This is a genomic window from Staphylococcus roterodami (genome assembly GCA_022493055.1).
Classification (GTDB): domain Bacteria; phylum Bacillota; class Bacilli; order Staphylococcales; family Staphylococcaceae; genus Staphylococcus; species Staphylococcus singaporensis.
In genome coordinates, this window is sequence record CP092781.1 from 1660270 (window position 1) to 1676524 (window position 16255).

Annotated in this window: 17 protein-coding genes, 1 riboswitch and 1 other annotated feature; all 17 genes read right to left on the minus strand. The window is 32.4% G+C overall.

From position 1 onward, the window contains the following. Window positions 1-104 precede the first annotated feature (104 nt). Window positions 105-1172 carry an AbrB family transcriptional regulator gene (locus ML436_08050; GenBank protein ID UMT77153.1) on the minus strand — a complete coding sequence of 356 codons (1068 nt, stop codon included), beginning with the start codon at window positions 1170-1172 and terminating at the stop codon, window positions 105-107. A 156-nt stretch (window positions 1173-1328) separates the two neighbouring features. After that, a complete protein-coding gene (hemL, locus tag ML436_08055) occupies window positions 1329-2615 on the minus strand; it encodes a glutamate-1-semialdehyde 2,1-aminomutase (GenBank protein UMT77154.1) in 1287 nt (428 codons plus the stop codon). A 45-nt stretch (window positions 2616-2660) separates the two neighbouring features. Further along, a complete protein-coding gene (gene hemB, locus ML436_08060) occupies window positions 2661-3635 on the minus strand; it encodes a porphobilinogen synthase (GenBank protein UMT77155.1) in 975 nt (324 codons plus the stop codon). Between the two features lie 3 nt (window positions 3636-3638). Next, complete coding sequence (locus ML436_08065) at window positions 3639-4307, minus strand: uroporphyrinogen-III synthase (GenBank protein UMT77156.1); 669 nt, start codon at window positions 4305-4307, stop codon at window positions 3639-3641. A gap of 21 nt (window positions 4308-4328) precedes the next feature. Then, the gene (gene hemC, locus ML436_08070; GenBank protein UMT77157.1) at window positions 4329-5255 is read right to left on the minus strand and encodes a hydroxymethylbilane synthase; all 927 of its coding nucleotides are present in this window, start codon (window positions 5253-5255) and stop codon (window positions 4329-4331) included. A 40-nt stretch (window positions 5256-5295) separates the two neighbouring features. Then, window positions 5296-6111 (minus strand): cytochrome c biogenesis protein, encoded by an 816-nt coding sequence (locus tag ML436_08075; protein ID UMT77158.1) that lies wholly within the window; start codon window positions 6109-6111, stop codon window positions 5296-5298. A 21-nt stretch (window positions 6112-6132) separates the two neighbouring features. After that, entirely contained in the window at window positions 6133-7479 is a 1347-nt protein-coding gene (hemA, locus tag ML436_08080) for a glutamyl-tRNA reductase (protein ID UMT77159.1), read from the minus strand. Between the two features lie 219 nt (window positions 7480-7698). Next, on the minus strand, window positions 7699-8289 hold the full coding sequence (gene yihA, locus ML436_08085) for a ribosome biogenesis GTP-binding protein YihA/YsxC (GenBank protein UMT77160.1): 591 nt from the start codon (window positions 8287-8289) through the stop codon (window positions 7699-7701). Between the two features lie 153 nt (window positions 8290-8442). Further along, window positions 8443-9705, minus strand: coding sequence for an ATP-dependent Clp protease ATP-binding subunit ClpX (gene clpX / locus ML436_08090; protein UMT77161.1), 1263 nt, complete (start codon window positions 9703-9705; stop codon window positions 8443-8445). 150 nt (window positions 9706-9855) lie between these two features. After that, window positions 9856-11157: a trigger factor gene (gene tig / locus ML436_08095; GenBank protein UMT77162.1), complete on the minus strand. Its 1302-nt coding sequence runs from the start codon at window positions 11155-11157 to the stop codon at window positions 9856-9858. A gap of 47 nt (window positions 11158-11204) precedes the next feature. Further along, window positions 11205-11315: a hypothetical protein gene (locus tag ML436_08100; GenBank protein ID UMT79505.1), complete on the minus strand. Its 111-nt coding sequence runs from the start codon at window positions 11313-11315 to the stop codon at window positions 11205-11207. Window positions 11316-11319: 4 nt separating this feature from the next. After that, entirely contained in the window at window positions 11320-12249 is a 930-nt protein-coding gene (locus ML436_08105; GenBank protein ID UMT77163.1) for a hypothetical protein, read from the minus strand. Between the two features lie 18 nt (window positions 12250-12267). Beyond that, window positions 12268-12876 (minus strand): NUDIX domain-containing protein, encoded by a 609-nt coding sequence (locus tag ML436_08110; protein ID UMT77164.1) that lies wholly within the window; start codon window positions 12874-12876, stop codon window positions 12268-12270. A 143-nt stretch (window positions 12877-13019) separates the two neighbouring features. After that, the gene (gene rplT / locus ML436_08115; GenBank protein ID UMT77165.1) at window positions 13020-13376 is read right to left on the minus strand and encodes a 50S ribosomal protein L20; all 357 of its coding nucleotides are present in this window, start codon (window positions 13374-13376) and stop codon (window positions 13020-13022) included. 46 nt (window positions 13377-13422) lie between these two features. After that, complete coding sequence (gene rpmI / locus ML436_08120) at window positions 13423-13623, minus strand: 50S ribosomal protein L35 (GenBank protein UMT77166.1); 201 nt, start codon at window positions 13621-13623, stop codon at window positions 13423-13425. A gap of 28 nt (window positions 13624-13651) precedes the next feature. Next, window positions 13652-14179, minus strand: a complete 528-nt coding sequence (infC, locus tag ML436_08125; protein ID UMT77167.1) for a translation initiation factor IF-3 — start codon at window positions 14177-14179, stop codon at window positions 13652-13654. Window positions 14180-14207: 28 nt separating this feature from the next. Further along, window positions 14208-14333 (minus strand) — a sequence feature (ribosomal protein L20 leader region). Window positions 14334-14405: 72 nt separating this feature from the next. Further along, complete coding sequence (locus ML436_08130) at window positions 14406-15899, minus strand: amino acid permease (GenBank protein ID UMT77168.1); 1494 nt, start codon at window positions 15897-15899, stop codon at window positions 14406-14408. Between the two features lie 145 nt (window positions 15900-16044). Further along, window positions 16045-16220, minus strand: a riboswitch (Lysine riboswitch). Window positions 16221-16255 lie beyond the last annotated feature (35 nt).

Genomic DNA, 16255 nt, shown 5'->3' on the forward strand with positions numbered 1-16255 from the left:
TTGATTTTCATTAGGTGTTTTATAAAAATAGCAGTGAATTATCTCACCTAACAAAACTAACTTACTGTCATTTTTATAGTTATGTGTTGATCATTAGATAATACTTATTTTTTCTTTGACCGATATTTTAAAAAGTAATTTATCGAAGGTGCGATGATAAAGATTATGAAAAAGATTCTAAATATATGATAACTAGTGATCATAGCAACATCTGCACCAGTAGCTAATGCAACTAATACTATTTGGTTAAGTCCACCAGGTGCTGCTCCAAGAAATAGTTCATTGATTGGATTATTATCGAAGAAATGAATAACGTATACCATAACTAAGGCACCAAAAATTAGCATTATATTTTGTATCGTAATGGCAATGGCTAATCGACCTTTTAAATCTGATAATAAATGCGCAATTTGCACACCAATTCTAATCATATAGATAAGTTGTGCAATGTTAAGTAGCCAATGATCTAAAGCAAAGGTAATCCCCGTAGTAAAGTTCCAAACTATTAAGACTATTAGTGGTGCCAATAATTGATATGTTGGAACATTAAGTTTAGACATAATTATATAAACGATAAAAACTGCAATGGCTATAATTAGCATCTGCCAAACATTTAAAGCTTGTGATAAAGGTAAAACTTTAGCTATTTTACCTGCAGAATGAGCATTATCATCATGAAAAAAATAAGAAATAAATGGTACAAGCACTACAACAAAAATGATGCGTGATGTTTGCGTAAGGCTAACTACTAACAAATTGGCACGTTTATCTTGTTCTGCCATTACTAACATTTGTGTCAAAGCACCCGGAATAACACTAAGTACAGCGGTTTCTGTATTAATACGAGCTATTTTTTTAAAGACAAGCGCCATGACTAAAGCAATTAATAAAATTGAAATTGATACTACAATAATAGATAACCAGTTATCTTTAATATCCATTATGACATTTTTGGTAAATGTTGTTCCTATTTGTACACCTAGTAGCACGATTCCTAGTTCACTTAACCAAAAGGGCCATTTAATTTCCAATTTAAAAACTTTTACACAAATGATTGCCGCAATTATTGGTCCGAACATGAATGGCAGTAAAACATGTGATACATATAAAATGCCACTTATTAAAAATGATAAAACGAATACAATGAAATTATTTCTATATATCATTGCCATGTTTTCCACTTCTTTCAATTAAATAATTTAAAAGTTGTTATTGAGGTTTGAAATCAATACTTAATCGTTTTTCACTTTTAACAATTATTAATCAATTAAACCTAATTACTGAAAAAGAGCCTGAACAAAGTCCAGGCTCTCGTTTTGTCCGTATATTTATTTTACAATACGACTTAGAGCAGTATCAAATGCTTGAATTGTCTTTTCGATATCTTCTGTCGTATGTGCGGTAGATAAGAATGTTCCTTCAAATTGAGATGGAGGTAGGAATACTCCTTCTTTTGCCATTTCACGATACATTTCTGCGAATAATTTCAGATCACTTTTATTAGCTTGTTCGAAATTAGTAACCGGTCCTTCATTTAAGAAATAACCAATCATTGAACCAGCTCTATTTACAGTAATTGGTACATTATGTTTAGCAAATACACGTTTTAAGCCTTCTTCAAGTAAATCACCTAACATATTAAAATAGTCATAAGTTTCAGGTGTTAATTGGCTTAATGTTTCATAACCACTAGTCATTGCTAAAGGATTACCTGACAACGTACCAGCTTGATATATATTTCCTAGTGGCGCGATGTGATCCATGATTTCTTTTTTACCACCAAAAGCACCAACTGGAAGTCCACCACCGATAACTTTTCCTAAGCAAGTTAAATCAGGTGTAACGCCAAAGTATCCTTGTGCACAATTATAACCTACTCTAAAACCAGTCATTACTTCATCGAAAATTAATAATGCACCATATTCATTCGTAATATCTCTTAAACCTTGTAAAAAGCCCTCGACTGGTGGAACAACACCCATATTACCTGCTACTGGTTCAACTATGACACCAGCAATATCATCGCCAAATTTTTCAAAAGCAATTTTAAGTGCATCTAAATCATTATATGGAACAGTAATTGTATTTTTAGCAATGCCTTCTGGTACACCTGGAGAATCAGGTAATCCTAAAGTTGCAACACCTGAACCAGCTTTAATTAAAAGTGAATCGCTATGACCATGGTAACAACCTTCAAATTTTACAATTTTATTTCTACCTGTATAACCACGCGCTAATCTTAACGTATCTAAAGTCGCCTCCGTACCAGATGACACCATACGTACTTTTTCAATTGAAGGAACACGATCAATCACAAGTTGAGCTAATTTGTTTTCAAGTAATGTCGATGCACCGAAGCTTGTTCCTTTATCAATAGCTTCATGTAAATGACTGATAACCTGTGGATCTCTATGACCTAAAATTAATGGTCCCCAACTTAGCACATAATCAATATACTCATTTCCATCGATATCATATATTTTTGAACCTTTACCGTGATCCATGAAAATTGCGGGCGTATCTACTGATTTAAATGCACGAACTGGACTGTTTACACCACCAGGCATTAACGTTTCAGCAACTTTCATAGCTTCTTCTGAATTCGTATATCTCATAAAGTAAATTCCTCCTATAGTTTATCAAAAACAATCAATTGTCTTCTATTTATCTAAGTAACGACAAATGTCTTTTGCAAAATATGTGATAATCATATCTGCACCTGCACGTTTCATTGAAACCATTTGTTCCATAACAACTCGTTCTTCATCAATCCAACCATTTTGAGCAGCAGCTTTGGTCATACTGTACTCTCCACTCACATTGTATGCAACAACTGGAATATTTGTATGATTTTTAACATCGCGAACAATATCTAAGTAACTCAAAGCCGGTTTAACAATCATCATGTCGCACCCCTCTTTTAAATCACTTTCTAACTCACGTAAAGCTTCTAATCTATTAGCTGGATCCATTTGATATGTTTTTCTATCACCAAATGAAGGTGCAGAATCTGCTGCATCTCTGAATGGTCCAAAGAAACTTGAAGCATATTTAACACCATAACTCATAATCGGAATATTGTAATAGCCAGCTTCATCTAATCCTTGTCGAATTTCAGCAACAAAACCATCCATCATATTACTTGGTGCAATAATGTCCGCACCTGCTTCAACTTGTGAAATTGCCGTTTTAACAAGTAGTGGTAGTGATTTATCATTATCGACATCATGAGTATGATCATCAATTACACCACAATGACCATGATCAGTGTATTCACATAAACAAGTATCAGCAACAATTAATAAGTCATCATACATTTTTTTGGCGATGCGTGTCGCTTGTTGAATCACACCATCATGGATATATGCACCTGTGCCAATATCATCTTTGGAATTTGGAACACCGAAGAACATAATGGCACGAATACCTAGGTCATATGCTTCTTTAATTTCATTTTCAAGTAAATTTAAACTGATTTGGTATACACCGGGTAATGATTTAATTTCATTTTTAATATCATCTTTTTCGACTACAAAAATAGGATATATTAAATCTTCTTTTCTTACATGATTCTCCCTAACCATACTTCTCATTGTTGCTGATGATCTTAATCTTCTATGTCTATCAAATTTCATTTTTTAGCCCCTACTTTCTAAAATCTTTTGTATTAACGATTCTAATGTTTGAGTATCTGCAATAGTAACTGGTTGCTTATTAGCTTTTATGGTCCGTGCAGTTTGCTCGCCAATAGCATAATAATCTTGAAATTTTGGTACAATTCCTTCATTAAAATAATAACGTACTGCGGATGAACTTGAAAATGTTAAAGCATCAATGTGTTGATGTTGTATCAATTTTTTAACATCTTGAATATTCTGCTTATTAGGTACTGATGTATATAAATCTAATTTCACAACTTCATTTTCTTTTGATAAGGCTGTCGATAACAAAGGTCTTGCTATTTCGCTTGATGGAATTAAAATTTTTTGATTTCTTTTATTAAATGCTTCTAAAAATCCTTCTTGTGAAAAGTTACTTGGCATATAATCGACATGTATACCTAATGATTCACAGTATTGTGCCGTTTTAACTCCGATAACTGCAATATAGTTTACATTTAATCTATTTAAATATTTATAAAAGTATTTCACTGCATTTTTAGACGAAAAAATAAGCCAGTCATAGTGTTGATCTAACAAATTCAAATCGAAAGCAAGTGGCTTTATTTCAATAAATGGTTTATGAATAATAGATACTAAGTCACTTTGCACGTCATTTGTTTGTGTCATTACTACAACTGGTTTCATATTTAAACGTCACTCCAAAAATTATTGTTGTTCATTTAAGCGTTTGATAATATCATATGCACCTTGTTCTTTTAATTTATTACTTACTAATTTTCCTAATTCAACTGGATCTGTACCAGTAGATGTATATTCAAAACGTTCTTTGCCATCAGGCGTCATAATTAAACCTGTAAACTCAATTTCTTTCTGACCTGAAATCGTTGCATATCCGGCAATCGGCACTTGGCAACTGCCATCCATTTCCGCTAAAAATGTTCTTTCAGCAGTTACACATTTTGCAACATCGTCATTATGTACTTTACTTAAAAGTTCTAATAGTTCTACATCATCACTTCGACACTCTATACCTAGCGCACCTTGACCAATTGCTGGCAACAACGTATCTCTGTCCAGATATGTAGTTACCGTATCATCTGACCATCCCATTCGTCTTAAACCGGCAGCCGCTAAAATAATAGCATCATAATCTTCTGTATGAAGCTTTTCTAAACGTGTATCTATATTTCCCCTAATCCATTTAATTTCTAAGTTTGGATATTTAGATAAAATTTGTGCCCCTCTACGTAATGAACTTGTACCAATAATACTGCCATCTGGTAATTCAGATAAAGGTGTATGAGTTTTTGAAATATAGGCATCTAAAGGTAATTCTCTATCAGGAATACAACCTAAAGTTAACCCTTTCGGAATTACACTTGGTACATCTTTTAAAGAATGTATTGCCATATCTATGTTTTTCTCAAAAAGTTCGTGTTGAATTTCTTTAACAAATAAACCTTTCCCCCCGACTTTAGATAATTGTTTATCAACAATTCTATCACCTTTAGTAACAATTTCTTTAATCTCTATTTCTAGATTTGGCTCAATAGCTTTTAACTTGTCTATAAATTGCTGGCTTTGCGTTAAAGCTAATTTACTTCTTCTTGAACCAACGATTAATTTACGCATGATTAATTCCTCCTAGTAACGAATTACTCTGGGCATTTTTTTAATTTACAAAATGTGTAGCAAAAAATAAATTGATCATATTTAAGCAAAACAAAATAATGTTATAGTATATTAAATACCTCGAATTTATCCATTTCTTTATCCTTAGCAGAATATAAGTTCCATACAATAATGTAATAACTGAAGAAAGTATCACTTTGGGATCGATAAATATACGTTCACCTACAGAAATTACACCCCATTGCGTTCCTAAAATAATACTAAAAATAAGAATTATCCAACCACTAAGCGTAGAATAGAAAACAATAGACTCAAGTGTAGCAACGCTACCTAATCTGAAGTACTTTTGATCGAAACGTTTTTCCTTTAAATTACGATATTGCATGATGTAAAGTAATGCATTTACAAATGCTAGTGCAAAAAAGACATAACTTAATACAGCTAGACCGATATGGACTAACAACAATTCATCTATAACAGCGATTTTCTGTACCTTGTTATCATAATGTGTAGGCTGGAAAGTATTCATTCCCAATAAAGTTAATCCTATAAGATTTAAGAAAAACACAGAAAAGTTCAAGACTTTTATAAGATTAAGTATTAAAGAGATAGAGATAATTAACCAACTTAAGGTATAAAAAACATCTGAAATAGATCCTAATGGAATATGCCTCGTTTGTATAATAAAAATAGATAAAGAGATTGTTTGTAAAACCCAAACAATCCCCAATAAATATATGCCTAAACTTCTAATTTTATGACTTTTTTGGACAAAATCATAAAAATAGCAAATAATACTGATTAAGTATATTAATAATATAATTTCATTGAATCGAATAAACAGGTTTTCTTGCATATTATCACCATATTAATATGCTTATTCAAAACTAAAGATACGTCTTGCTGAAATCTCTTTGACCTTGCTTTCTTTTTGTTGTTTAGCTTGTTCGTGAGGACATTCAGCTTCGATATCAAATATGTTTTGAAATAGCTCTAATTTTTCATTACTTTTCTTGTCACTACTTAATTCTTTGGCCTGTTTAATAGGATCTTTCAACATCTGATTGATAATACTTTTTGTATGTTTAGAGATAATTTTACGTTCTCTCTCAGACAACTCCGGCAATTTACGATCAATGCTATCCATCGTTTCAGCCTGTATTGCCATTGCTTTTTCACGTAATGCTCTAATCACTGGAACAACACCCAACATACTTATCCACTCATTATGTGCGTGAATTTCTGAAGGAATTTGTTCTGAAATTGTTGCAGCTGCTAATTGTCGCTCACGTAAGTTTGCGTCAACCAAACCTTTTAAGTCATCGACATCGTAATTAAAGATGTTAGTGATGGCACTTATACCTGGTTCGATATCTCTAGGAACTGCAATATCAATCAATACGAGTGAATCTTGTTTTCTGTTTTCTGCAATTCTTTCTATCATTTCATTGGTAATGATATAAGACTGTGCACTTGTTGAGCTAATAACTATGTCAGCACTTTCTAGTAAAAGTGGTAAAGCCGATAGCTCATCATATTTCACTTGATGCTTTGTTGCTAATTTCATAGCATTTTCAACAGTTCTATTAACTACTGTAATATCAGTAATTCCAGAACCAAGAAGATTTAATAGTGATAATTCACTCATTTCCCCTGCACCAATAATGACAGCTTGTTTGCTTTTTAGTTTACCAAATACCTTTTTAGCCAATTCGACTGCAGCATAAGATACACTCACAGCATTATCTGCTATGTCTGTTTCGTTATGTGCTTTTTTAGCAAAAGTAATTGCCTGCTTAAATAGATGATTAAATATAGTTCCTGTTGTACCTGTATTTTGTGCTAAGAAAAATGCATCTCTTATTTGACCTAAAATTTGTGTTTCTCCAAGTACAATCGAATCTAAGCCAGAAGTGACTCGCAATAAATGTTCTACTGCTTCGTCCCCCACTTTTACTTCCGACATTGCTTTAATATCATCTACTTCAAATCCAAATGCACGGGCTAAAAATCGTTGGACATAATAGCGACCTGTATGAATTTGATCAACAACAGCATATACTTCTGTTCGATTACATGTTGATAATATGACATTTTCTAAAATAGATTTAGTTTCATATAAATCTTCATGGGCAATTCGTAAGGCATCATCTCTAAAAGCAACTTGCTCTCTTAGTGCTACATCAGCTGTGCGATGATTTATACTAATTGCAATAAAATGCATTTGAAACGCCCCCATATATACTAACAATACAAATATTATAACATAATTTAAAATCCAATTAAGTACGATGCTTAAATAAATTAGAATCTTTCTAATTTAAACCCACAATTTTGACAAATTAATGAACGTTGTAAATAGTTATCAATTGTACACAAGTTTTGATTTTATACTTATATCAATCGATGTTATATTTTATGAATTCATACTTTTAAATGGTCATTAAGAAATATATGGTTCAATCAAATCCCAAATTTGTTGTTGCTTTGTATTTTGAACTGATGAATAACTTACAATAGTATCACCTGGATCCATATCTAGTTGTTCTTTTATATTTTTGATATGTTTTTGGACTTTACCTTTAGGTATTTTGTCCTCTTTAGTACAAATGACTAATGTCGGTATATCAAAATGCTTTAAATAGTTGTACATTAAGATATCATCCTGTGTTGGATCGTGCCTTAAATCAACCAATTGAATCACCAATTGTAAATTTTCACGCTTCGTGATGTATTCTTCAATCATTTTCCCGAATTTTTCACGTTGGGTTTTACTTACTTTCGCATAACCATATCCTGGTACGTCAACAAAGATAAGTTGCTCATCGATATTATAGAAATTTAATGTTTGCGTCTTTCCTGGTTGCTGAGACGTACGTGCCATATTTTTTCTGCCAATCATGCTATTGATAAATGTAGATTTACCAACATTTGAACGACCACTAAGTGCTACTTCTGATAATTCAGTTTCTGGATATTGTTCTTCCTTAACTGCACTAATGATTAATTCTATGTTATTAGGATTAACTTTCATTTTATATCCTCGCTTTTTTATATTCTATTTCAACTCTACCATTATATAATATTTGATCCTTTCGGTATACATTATAAAAAAGCTCCAATCAAAGTTAAACTATTTGAGCATCAACTTTGATTGGAGCTTTTCACTTATATTGCACATCAACGTTTAAGCTGATGTTTTACTACTGTTAATTAAATTGCCTTCTGCATCATAAAGTTCTGGTTCAATTTCTTCATTAATCGTTTGTGCTGTAATGACAACCTTACTAACGTTTTCGTTAGAAGGCACATCAAACATAATATCGATTAAAGATTCTTCGATAATTGAACGTAAACCACGTGCACCTGTTTTTCTTTCGATTGCTTTTTCACTAATTGCTGATAATGCTTCTTCAGTAAATTCTAATTCCACATCATCTAATTCAAGCATTTTAGTATATTGTTTAACTAACGCATTTTTAGGTTGCGTTAAAATATTTTTCAACGCTGTTACGTCTAGTGTTTCTAAATTAGCTACAATCGGTACACGTCCGATAAATTCTGGAATCAAGCCATAAGCCTGTAAATCTTCTGGACGAATTTGAGCTAATAGCGCTTGTTCATCATATTTATCAGCTTCGTTGCTTGAAAAACCAATTACTTTTTCACCTAGGCGACGTTTAATAACCTCTTCAATGCCATCAAATGCACCACCAAGAATGAATAAAATATTAGTTGTATCAATTTGAATCATTTCCTGGTTTGGATGTTTACGTCCACCTTGAGGTGGTACACTTGCAGTTGTACCTTCTAAAATTTTAAGCAAAGCTTGTTGAACACCTTCACCTGAAACGTCACGCGTTATTGAAGTGTTTTCAGATTTACGTGCAATTTTATCAATTTCATCAACATAGATAATACCTTTTTCAGCTTTATCAATGTCAAAGTCAGCTGCTTGGATTAATCTTAATAAGATATTTTCTACATCATCACCAACGTAACCCGCCTCAGTTAAACTAGTAGCATCGGCAATAGCAAATGGTACATTTAAAGTCTTAGCTAATGTTTGCGCTAATAATGTTTTACCACTTCCTGTTGGTCCAATTAAGGCAATGTTACTTTTTTGTAATTCAACGTCATCTTCTTTTGGTCCTAATTGTTGAATACGTTTATAGTGATTATATACTGCCACAGCTAATGATTTCTTAGCTTTTTCTTGACCAATAACATATTCATTTAAATGATCCATAATTTCTTTAGGAGTAGGTAATTCTGTAATCGCTTCAGAAGTGTTTTGTGCTAATTCTTCTTCAACGATTTCTGAGCATAATTCAATACACTCATTACAAATATATACACCACTTCCTGCAACAAGTTTTTTAACTTGATCTTGGTCTTTTCCGCAGAAAGAGCATTTTAAATTTTCTTCATCTTCATTGAATTTAAACATTCTTTTTACACCCCTATTCGTTAAAGACTATACTAGATTGGATATTACAATGCAACATATTAACACACAAACATTTTGCTTAAAGAATAGTAGCAGATACATAAGCTATGCATCTGCTACTCACTTTTAGAATTTAATGTTAAATGAAGATTAGTCTTCTTTAGTACCTTCGACTAATTTAGCGTTATCTCTTAATAAATCGATAACTTTTTGAATACGTACATCATTTTTAATGATATCAGTATTACCTAAAGTATTCTTGATATCTTCAACTGAGATATTAAATTGTCCACTCATTTTTTCTAATTCTTTATCGATATCTTCATCAGTAGCTTCAATATTTTCAGCTTCAGCAATTGCAGTTAATGTTAAGTTTGTTTTAACACGTTGTTCTGCATCGTCTTTCATTTGCTCTCTTAATTGTGTTTCATCTTGACCAGAGATTTGGAAGTACGTTTGTAAATCTAAACCTTGTTGTTGAATTCTTTGAGCAAATTCTGAAACCATACGATCTAATTCAGTGTTAATCATCGCTTCTGGAATATCAATTGTTGTATTGTCAGTAGCTTTTGTAATTGCTTCTTCTTTTTCGATATTTTCTGCATCAGTAGCTTTTTGCTCTGCTAAACGTTTACGTAAGTTTTCTTTGTATTCGTCAACAGTGTTTGCTTCTGCATCTAATTCGTTTGCAATTTCGTCATTTAATTCTGGAACTTCTTTGAACTTAATTTCGTTAACTTTTGTTTTGAATGTTGCTTCTTTACCAGCTAATTCTTCAGCATGGTATTCTTCTGGGAATGTTACAACAACATCTTTTTCTTCGCCAACCTTCATACCTTCTAATTGCTCTTCAAAGCCAGGGATGAATGAACCTGAACCTACTTCTAAGTCATAACCTTCAGCTTGACCGCCTTCAAACTCTTCTCCATCAACCGAACCGTTAAAGTCGATGTTTACTGTATCGCCATTTTCAACAACACCATCTTCTTTAACTACCATTTCAGCTAGATGTCCTAAGCTATGGTCAATTGCTTCTTGTAATTCTTCATCTGATAATTCAGTTTCTTGTTTTTCAATTTCAAGACCTTTGTAATCACCTAATTTTACTTCTGGTTCAACTGTAACTGTAGCTTCAAAAATGAAATCTTTACCTTTTTCAATTTGAGTTACACTTACTTCTGGTTGCGCTACTGGTTTGATGTCAGTTTCATCAATTGCTTCACCATAAGCATCTGGCAATAAAATGTCGATAGCATCTTGATATAATGCTTCTACACCAAAGCGTTGTTCGAAAATTGGACGTGGTACTTTGCCTTTACGGAATCCAGGTACATTAATTTGTTTAACCACTTTTTTAAATGCTTGATCTAACGCTTTGTTTACTTTTTCTGCAGGAACAGTAACAGTTAATAAACCTTCATTACCTTCCTTTTTTTCCCAAGTTGCTGTCATGTATATATACCTCCATGATTAACTAATTTATTTTTTCAACTTCCCTATTATATCATAGGACGATTTCCTACACAAACATTGAAATCACAACGTTTATATATTTTTAAATCAACTTTTTTCGTCAAAACTATATTAAAATGTCGATTACAATTTTGCAACAATTTAACTATTTTCATTCAAATCTAATTGCTGAATAAATTTAAAAGTGTCATAATTTTGCAATTCGCATTGTATTCCTAACATGTTTTTAAAATAACATTCGTATGCATTAATCCATGCGTTTATGTCAAATAGTGATTCGATATCAAACGGGTATAACAAGATAGAGTGATTGTTCATAATATGATGGGCTTCTTCAGCAATATGAATAGCACCATCTTCCAAAGACTGCATTACACATGGTAATACTAGCTCTTTAAGCGTCGTATGTTCCAATCCTTTTAAATGAGCAGGTACAATTGTAGTCTTAATGCCATATTTTTCAATCATTAATTCTTGTGTACAATTCGCGAACCTTAAATATTCAATCATTAAACTCATCATATTATAACTATGGGACTGTGTTTCTAGTAAATATAAAATCGTTTCTTTGAATTGAAAATGCCCATTATCTATTAGCTTTAATAAAAGATTAGTTTGTTCACGCATCGAAAGAAAATTAAAATCTGTTAGCGACTTTGTTACTTCCTTTTCATCTTCGATTAACTTTGATTTTGCAAATTCTTTCAATGGATATAAAGCCATTCGTGTTTTATGATTTCTCACTTCATCAATGATTTGATTAATAACTTCTATCGCTTCAAAATATTGATTTAAACCAATTAAACTTTTCACGTAATATACCATCAATGTATCATATTGTTGAATACCACTTTTCAAAAGTACAATGGCTTCTTCTCTTAATTCAAGATAAGATTCTGTCTCATATAACATTCGGCACTTCATCATTGCTATTTCTTCTGTCAACTCAAATTGACGCTCATACTGTTCAATATATTCGTACATTTGATCATAATTACGATTCTCTTCAGCTTGCTTAATATCTTTTAATAATTTTTGCGAAACATTCGGAAACTGAATAATATCTGACATGATTGTCACCTCGATTGATTATAAATCTTGAAGTATTAATGCACTCCATGTTTCAAAATCATCATATGACTCAATGCTTCCTTTTTCAATCCATTTAATTCTTAATGTATCTGTTTCTTTAGCTTCAACATCATTGGAACTAACTGTTATTTTAAATACAACACCAATATGTACCTTACCTACTTCATTATTATCATCATTAATGAAACCAATATATTCCATATTTTGCGAATCTTGTTCACTAAGACCTACTTCTTCTTCTAATTCACGTTGAGCATTAACTCTTAACACTTCATTTATTGATTCTGCACCTGGCACATCGTTCATATGACCACCTACTCCTATTGATGATTGGCCATGTAATCGTTCTTCTCCACCACCAGATAAACGTTCATATACTAATATTTCGCCATGTTCATTTTCAAGTAAACAATAAGAAATGAGTTGTTTATATGATGGATCTTCTTCCATATCTCCTCGACGTTTAACTTCATAATGACGCAAAGCATCAAATATACTTTGTCCTATTGGCTTATTTTTATTTAAAAAACCATTGAAAGTATTTTTTTCATTATCAAATATAGTTTCTCTAGGTACTACAATAATTTGCTCATCAAATTTAGACATCGTATTAAAACTCCTCACTTTTATGTTTAATCTCTTACATGCATTTTAGCAAATCTATCATGTTTTAGCGATTAAATGTGACATATTAATTTTTCTAAAAATAAAAAAGAGATGACATTGCCATCTCTTTTTTATAATTAATATTATTTTAAAGCATCTTTAGCTTTTGTTACTAATTGTGCAAATGCTTTTTCGTCTGAAATTGCGATTTCTGATAACATTTTACGGTTGATATCGATACCAGCTTTTTTCAAACCGTTCATTAAACGAGAGTAGCTCATTTCATGTTGACGAGCTGCTGCATTGATACGTGTAATCCATAATTTACGGAAGTCACGTTTACGTTGACGACGGTCACGGAAAGCGTATTGACCTGATTTCATTACTTGTTGCTTAGCTACTTTGTATAATGTATGTTTTGAACCGAAGTAACCTTTAGCTAATTTGATCGTTTTTTTACGACGCGCTCTTGTTACTGTTCCACCTTTAACTCGTGGCATAAAAAATTCCTCCTTAGGTAATTCCTACCGATTTCTGTATTTGTTCTTATTTTTTGTATGCTAATAATTGTTTTACACGTTTCATATCGCTCTTAGACACTAATCTAGCTTTACGTAATTGACGTTTTTGTTTAGTGCTTTTGTTTGCGAATAAGTGAGATGTGAAAGCTCTTGAACGTTTTAATTGACCTGAAGCAGTTCTTTTCACACGTTTAGCTGCTCCGCGGTGAGTTTTCATTTTTGGCATAATATAAATCCTCCTGTAATAGCTTTAATTATTTTTCAGCAGTTGGCGCTAACATAATAAACATTTGACGCCCTTCCATTTTAGGCTTTTGCTCAACTGTTGCTATATCTTTACATTCATCTGCAAATTTTTCTAGCACGCGTTGTCCAATCTCCTTATGCGTAATGGCACGCCCTCTGAAACGAATAGATACTTTACATTTATCGCCTTTTGCTAAGAACTTACGTCCGTTTTTTAACTTAGTTTGGAAGTCATGCTCCTCAATAGTTGGACTTAAACGAATTTCTTTAACATTGATAATTTTTTGTTTCTTCTTCATTTCTTTTTCTTTTTTCTGTTGTTCGAATTTGAATTTACCGTAATCCATAATTCTCGCAACTGGTGGTTTAGCATTAGGTGCAACGACCACAAGGTCTAAATCTACACGTTCAGCCATTTCTAACGCTTCACGTTTTGATTTAACACCGATTTGTTCACCATCTTGACCGATTAAACGTAATTCTTTTGCACGAATTTTGTCATTGATTTGAGTTTGATCTTTTGCTATGGTTGACACCTCCAAAATTTTTACGAAATTTGCACCAAGCAAAAAGGAAGAACAGGTATAAAATACCCGCTCTTCCTTATACACAGTTATGTGTAATGTGATTAACCTGCCAACTGCTTTATGCGTCGCTACAGGTGAGAAGCGGGTGCTTCTACTTGGTTCGTTTCGTATTCAACGTTGTTAATCATATCAACAATTCACATTTAAGTCAACACTATAACTGTATTTTTTTATTTTATCCTTTTATTTCATCCATTGACACGTCTTGACGTAAATCTACTTGTTCAAGAGGAATTTTTTTCGTTTTATATCTCAATTTATGATAGATAAAGAATGCTAAAAATACAGGAATTCCCATATAAGTAATCAAAAAGCGACTAAAATTAAAATCGCCTGTTTTAATAAAATCAACATCTTGACCAATTATTACAACAACGCATAATATACCAGCAAAAATCGGACCAAATGGGAATAATTTAGCTGTATATTTTAATTTTGATTTGTCGTAATTTTGTTTATCAAAAGCTCTTCTAAATCGATAATGACTTACAGCAATACCTACCCAAGCAATAAAACCAGTCAAACCACTAGCTGCAACGATATATTCGTATGCACCTTTTGTAAGGCTTTGTAATACGAAAATAATCACTACAATAATTGCTGTTACTAGTAATGACATATATGGCACACCGTTTTTATTTGTTTTACCAAATGTTTCAAACGCTAATTTATCTTTACTCATTGAATAAAGCATTCGTGTTGAAGCATACATGCCTGAATTACCTGCTGATAACACAGACGTTAAAATTACTGCATTCATAAATGATGCTGCAAACGCAAATCCAGCATTTTTAAACACTAATGTGAACGGAGACGTTGCTACATTATCACTGCCACCCATTAACGCACTGCTATCATATGGAATAAGCATACCGATAACAAAAATAGCTAAAATATAGAATAACAATATTCTCCAGAATACTTGTTTAATTGCTTTAGGTACTGCGCGTTCGGGATTTTCCGATTCACCAGCAGTAATACCTATTAACTCTGTACCTTGGAATGAAAACCCGGCAATTAAGAATACACCTAAAATAGATAATAAACTTCCGCCTAGATTGCCACCAAGAATAGGACCTTCACCTTTATTAAATACTTCAAATCCCACAAAGTGTCCGCCCATAATACCAACAATTGTCAGTAAACCGATAGCAATAAAGATGATTACAGTAACTACTTTAATTAATGCTAACCAATATTCACTTTCACCATATACACGCACTGATAATGAATTCAGGCTAAAAATAATTACTAAGAATAAAGCACTCCATGCCCAAGCTGGTATAGCTTGCAAGGGTGTCCAATACTGAATAACTTGTGCTGCAATCGTTATATCAGCTGCAACTGTAACAACCCAGTTAAACCAATAATTCCAACCTAGTGCGAAACCTAATGATGGGTCTACAAACCTTGTAGCATAGGTACTAAACGAACCTGATACAGGTAAATAAGTAGCCATTTCTCCGAGTGAAGTCATTAAGAAAAACACCATTGCTCCGATAATTGCGTAACCAATTAATGCACCAAGAGCACCTGCATCGTGAATTGCACCACCAGATGTTACAAACAATCCAGTACCAATACAACCTCCAATCGCAATCATCGATATATGACGATCTTTTAACCCTCTTTTTACAGAATTGTGACTTTCATTTTGAACTTTTGACATATAAGCTCCCTTTCTATGTTTTAGAGGCCAAGAAATAAATTACCTTTAATTACTTTCATACCCACTTTAATTATCTTTCAAAGATATTCAAAGTAAAAAAGTGGTTACATACCTATAAGATATGCAACCACTTTGGCTATTATCTATATAAGGTAGCACATCACATTCAGTGACAGTACAGTTCCTATTCGAAAACTGTCCCAACAGATATAATTTATGGTTTATATCTATTTCGGCATCTTTACCTTTCACTTGTTCAACATATGTACCATAAATACTTCTGACAAGTTACTCTTTAAACATGCAACCTCTAACTCAATTTAATATTTTAACTATCTTGTAATATACAGGATTCA

Bases quoted from the DNA above. Each gene is read 5' to 3' on its own strand.
- ML436_08050 (UMT77153.1), bottom strand. From the start codon at position 1,172: ATGGCAATGATATATAGAAATAATTTCATTGTATTCGTTTTATCATTT.
- hemL (UMT77154.1), bottom strand. From the start codon at position 2,615: ATGAGATATACGAATTCAGAAGAAGCTATGAAAGTTGCTGAAACGTTA.
- hemB (UMT77155.1), bottom strand. From the start codon at position 3,635: ATGAAATTTGATAGACATAGAAGATTAAGATCATCAGCAACAATGAGA.
- ML436_08065 (UMT77156.1), bottom strand. From the start codon at position 4,307: ATGAAACCAGTTGTAGTAATGACACAAACAAATGACGTGCAAAGTGAC.
- hemC (UMT77157.1), bottom strand. From the start codon at position 5,255: ATGCGTAAATTAATCGTTGGTTCAAGAAGAAGTAAATTAGCTTTAACG.
- ML436_08075 (UMT77158.1), bottom strand. From the start codon at position 6,111: ATGCAAGAAAACCTGTTTATTCGATTCAATGAAATTATATTATTAATA.
- hemA (UMT77159.1), bottom strand. From the start codon at position 7,479: ATGCATTTTATTGCAATTAGTATAAATCATCGCACAGCTGATGTAGCA.
- yihA (UMT77160.1), bottom strand. From the start codon at position 8,289: ATGAAAGTTAATCCTAATAACATAGAATTAATCATTAGTGCAGTTAAG.
- clpX (UMT77161.1), bottom strand. From the start codon at position 9,705: ATGTTTAAATTCAATGAAGATGAAGAAAATTTAAAATGCTCTTTCTGC.
- tig (UMT77162.1), bottom strand. From the start codon at position 11,157: ATGACAGCAACTTGGGAAAAAAAGGAAGGTAATGAAGGTTTATTAACT.
- ML436_08105 (UMT77163.1), bottom strand. From the start codon at position 12,249: ATGTCAGATATTATTCAGTTTCCGAATGTTTCGCAAAAATTATTAAAA.
- ML436_08110 (UMT77164.1), bottom strand. From the start codon at position 12,876: ATGTCTAAATTTGATGAGCAAATTATTGTAGTACCTAGAGAAACTATA.
- rplT (UMT77165.1), bottom strand. From the start codon at position 13,376: ATGCCACGAGTTAAAGGTGGAACAGTAACAAGAGCGCGTCGTAAAAAA.
- rpmI (UMT77166.1), bottom strand. From the start codon at position 13,623: ATGCCAAAAATGAAAACTCACCGCGGAGCAGCTAAACGTGTGAAAAGA.
- ML436_08130 (UMT77168.1), bottom strand. From the start codon at position 15,899: ATGTCAAAAGTTCAAAATGAAAGTCACAATTCTGTAAAAAGAGGGTTA.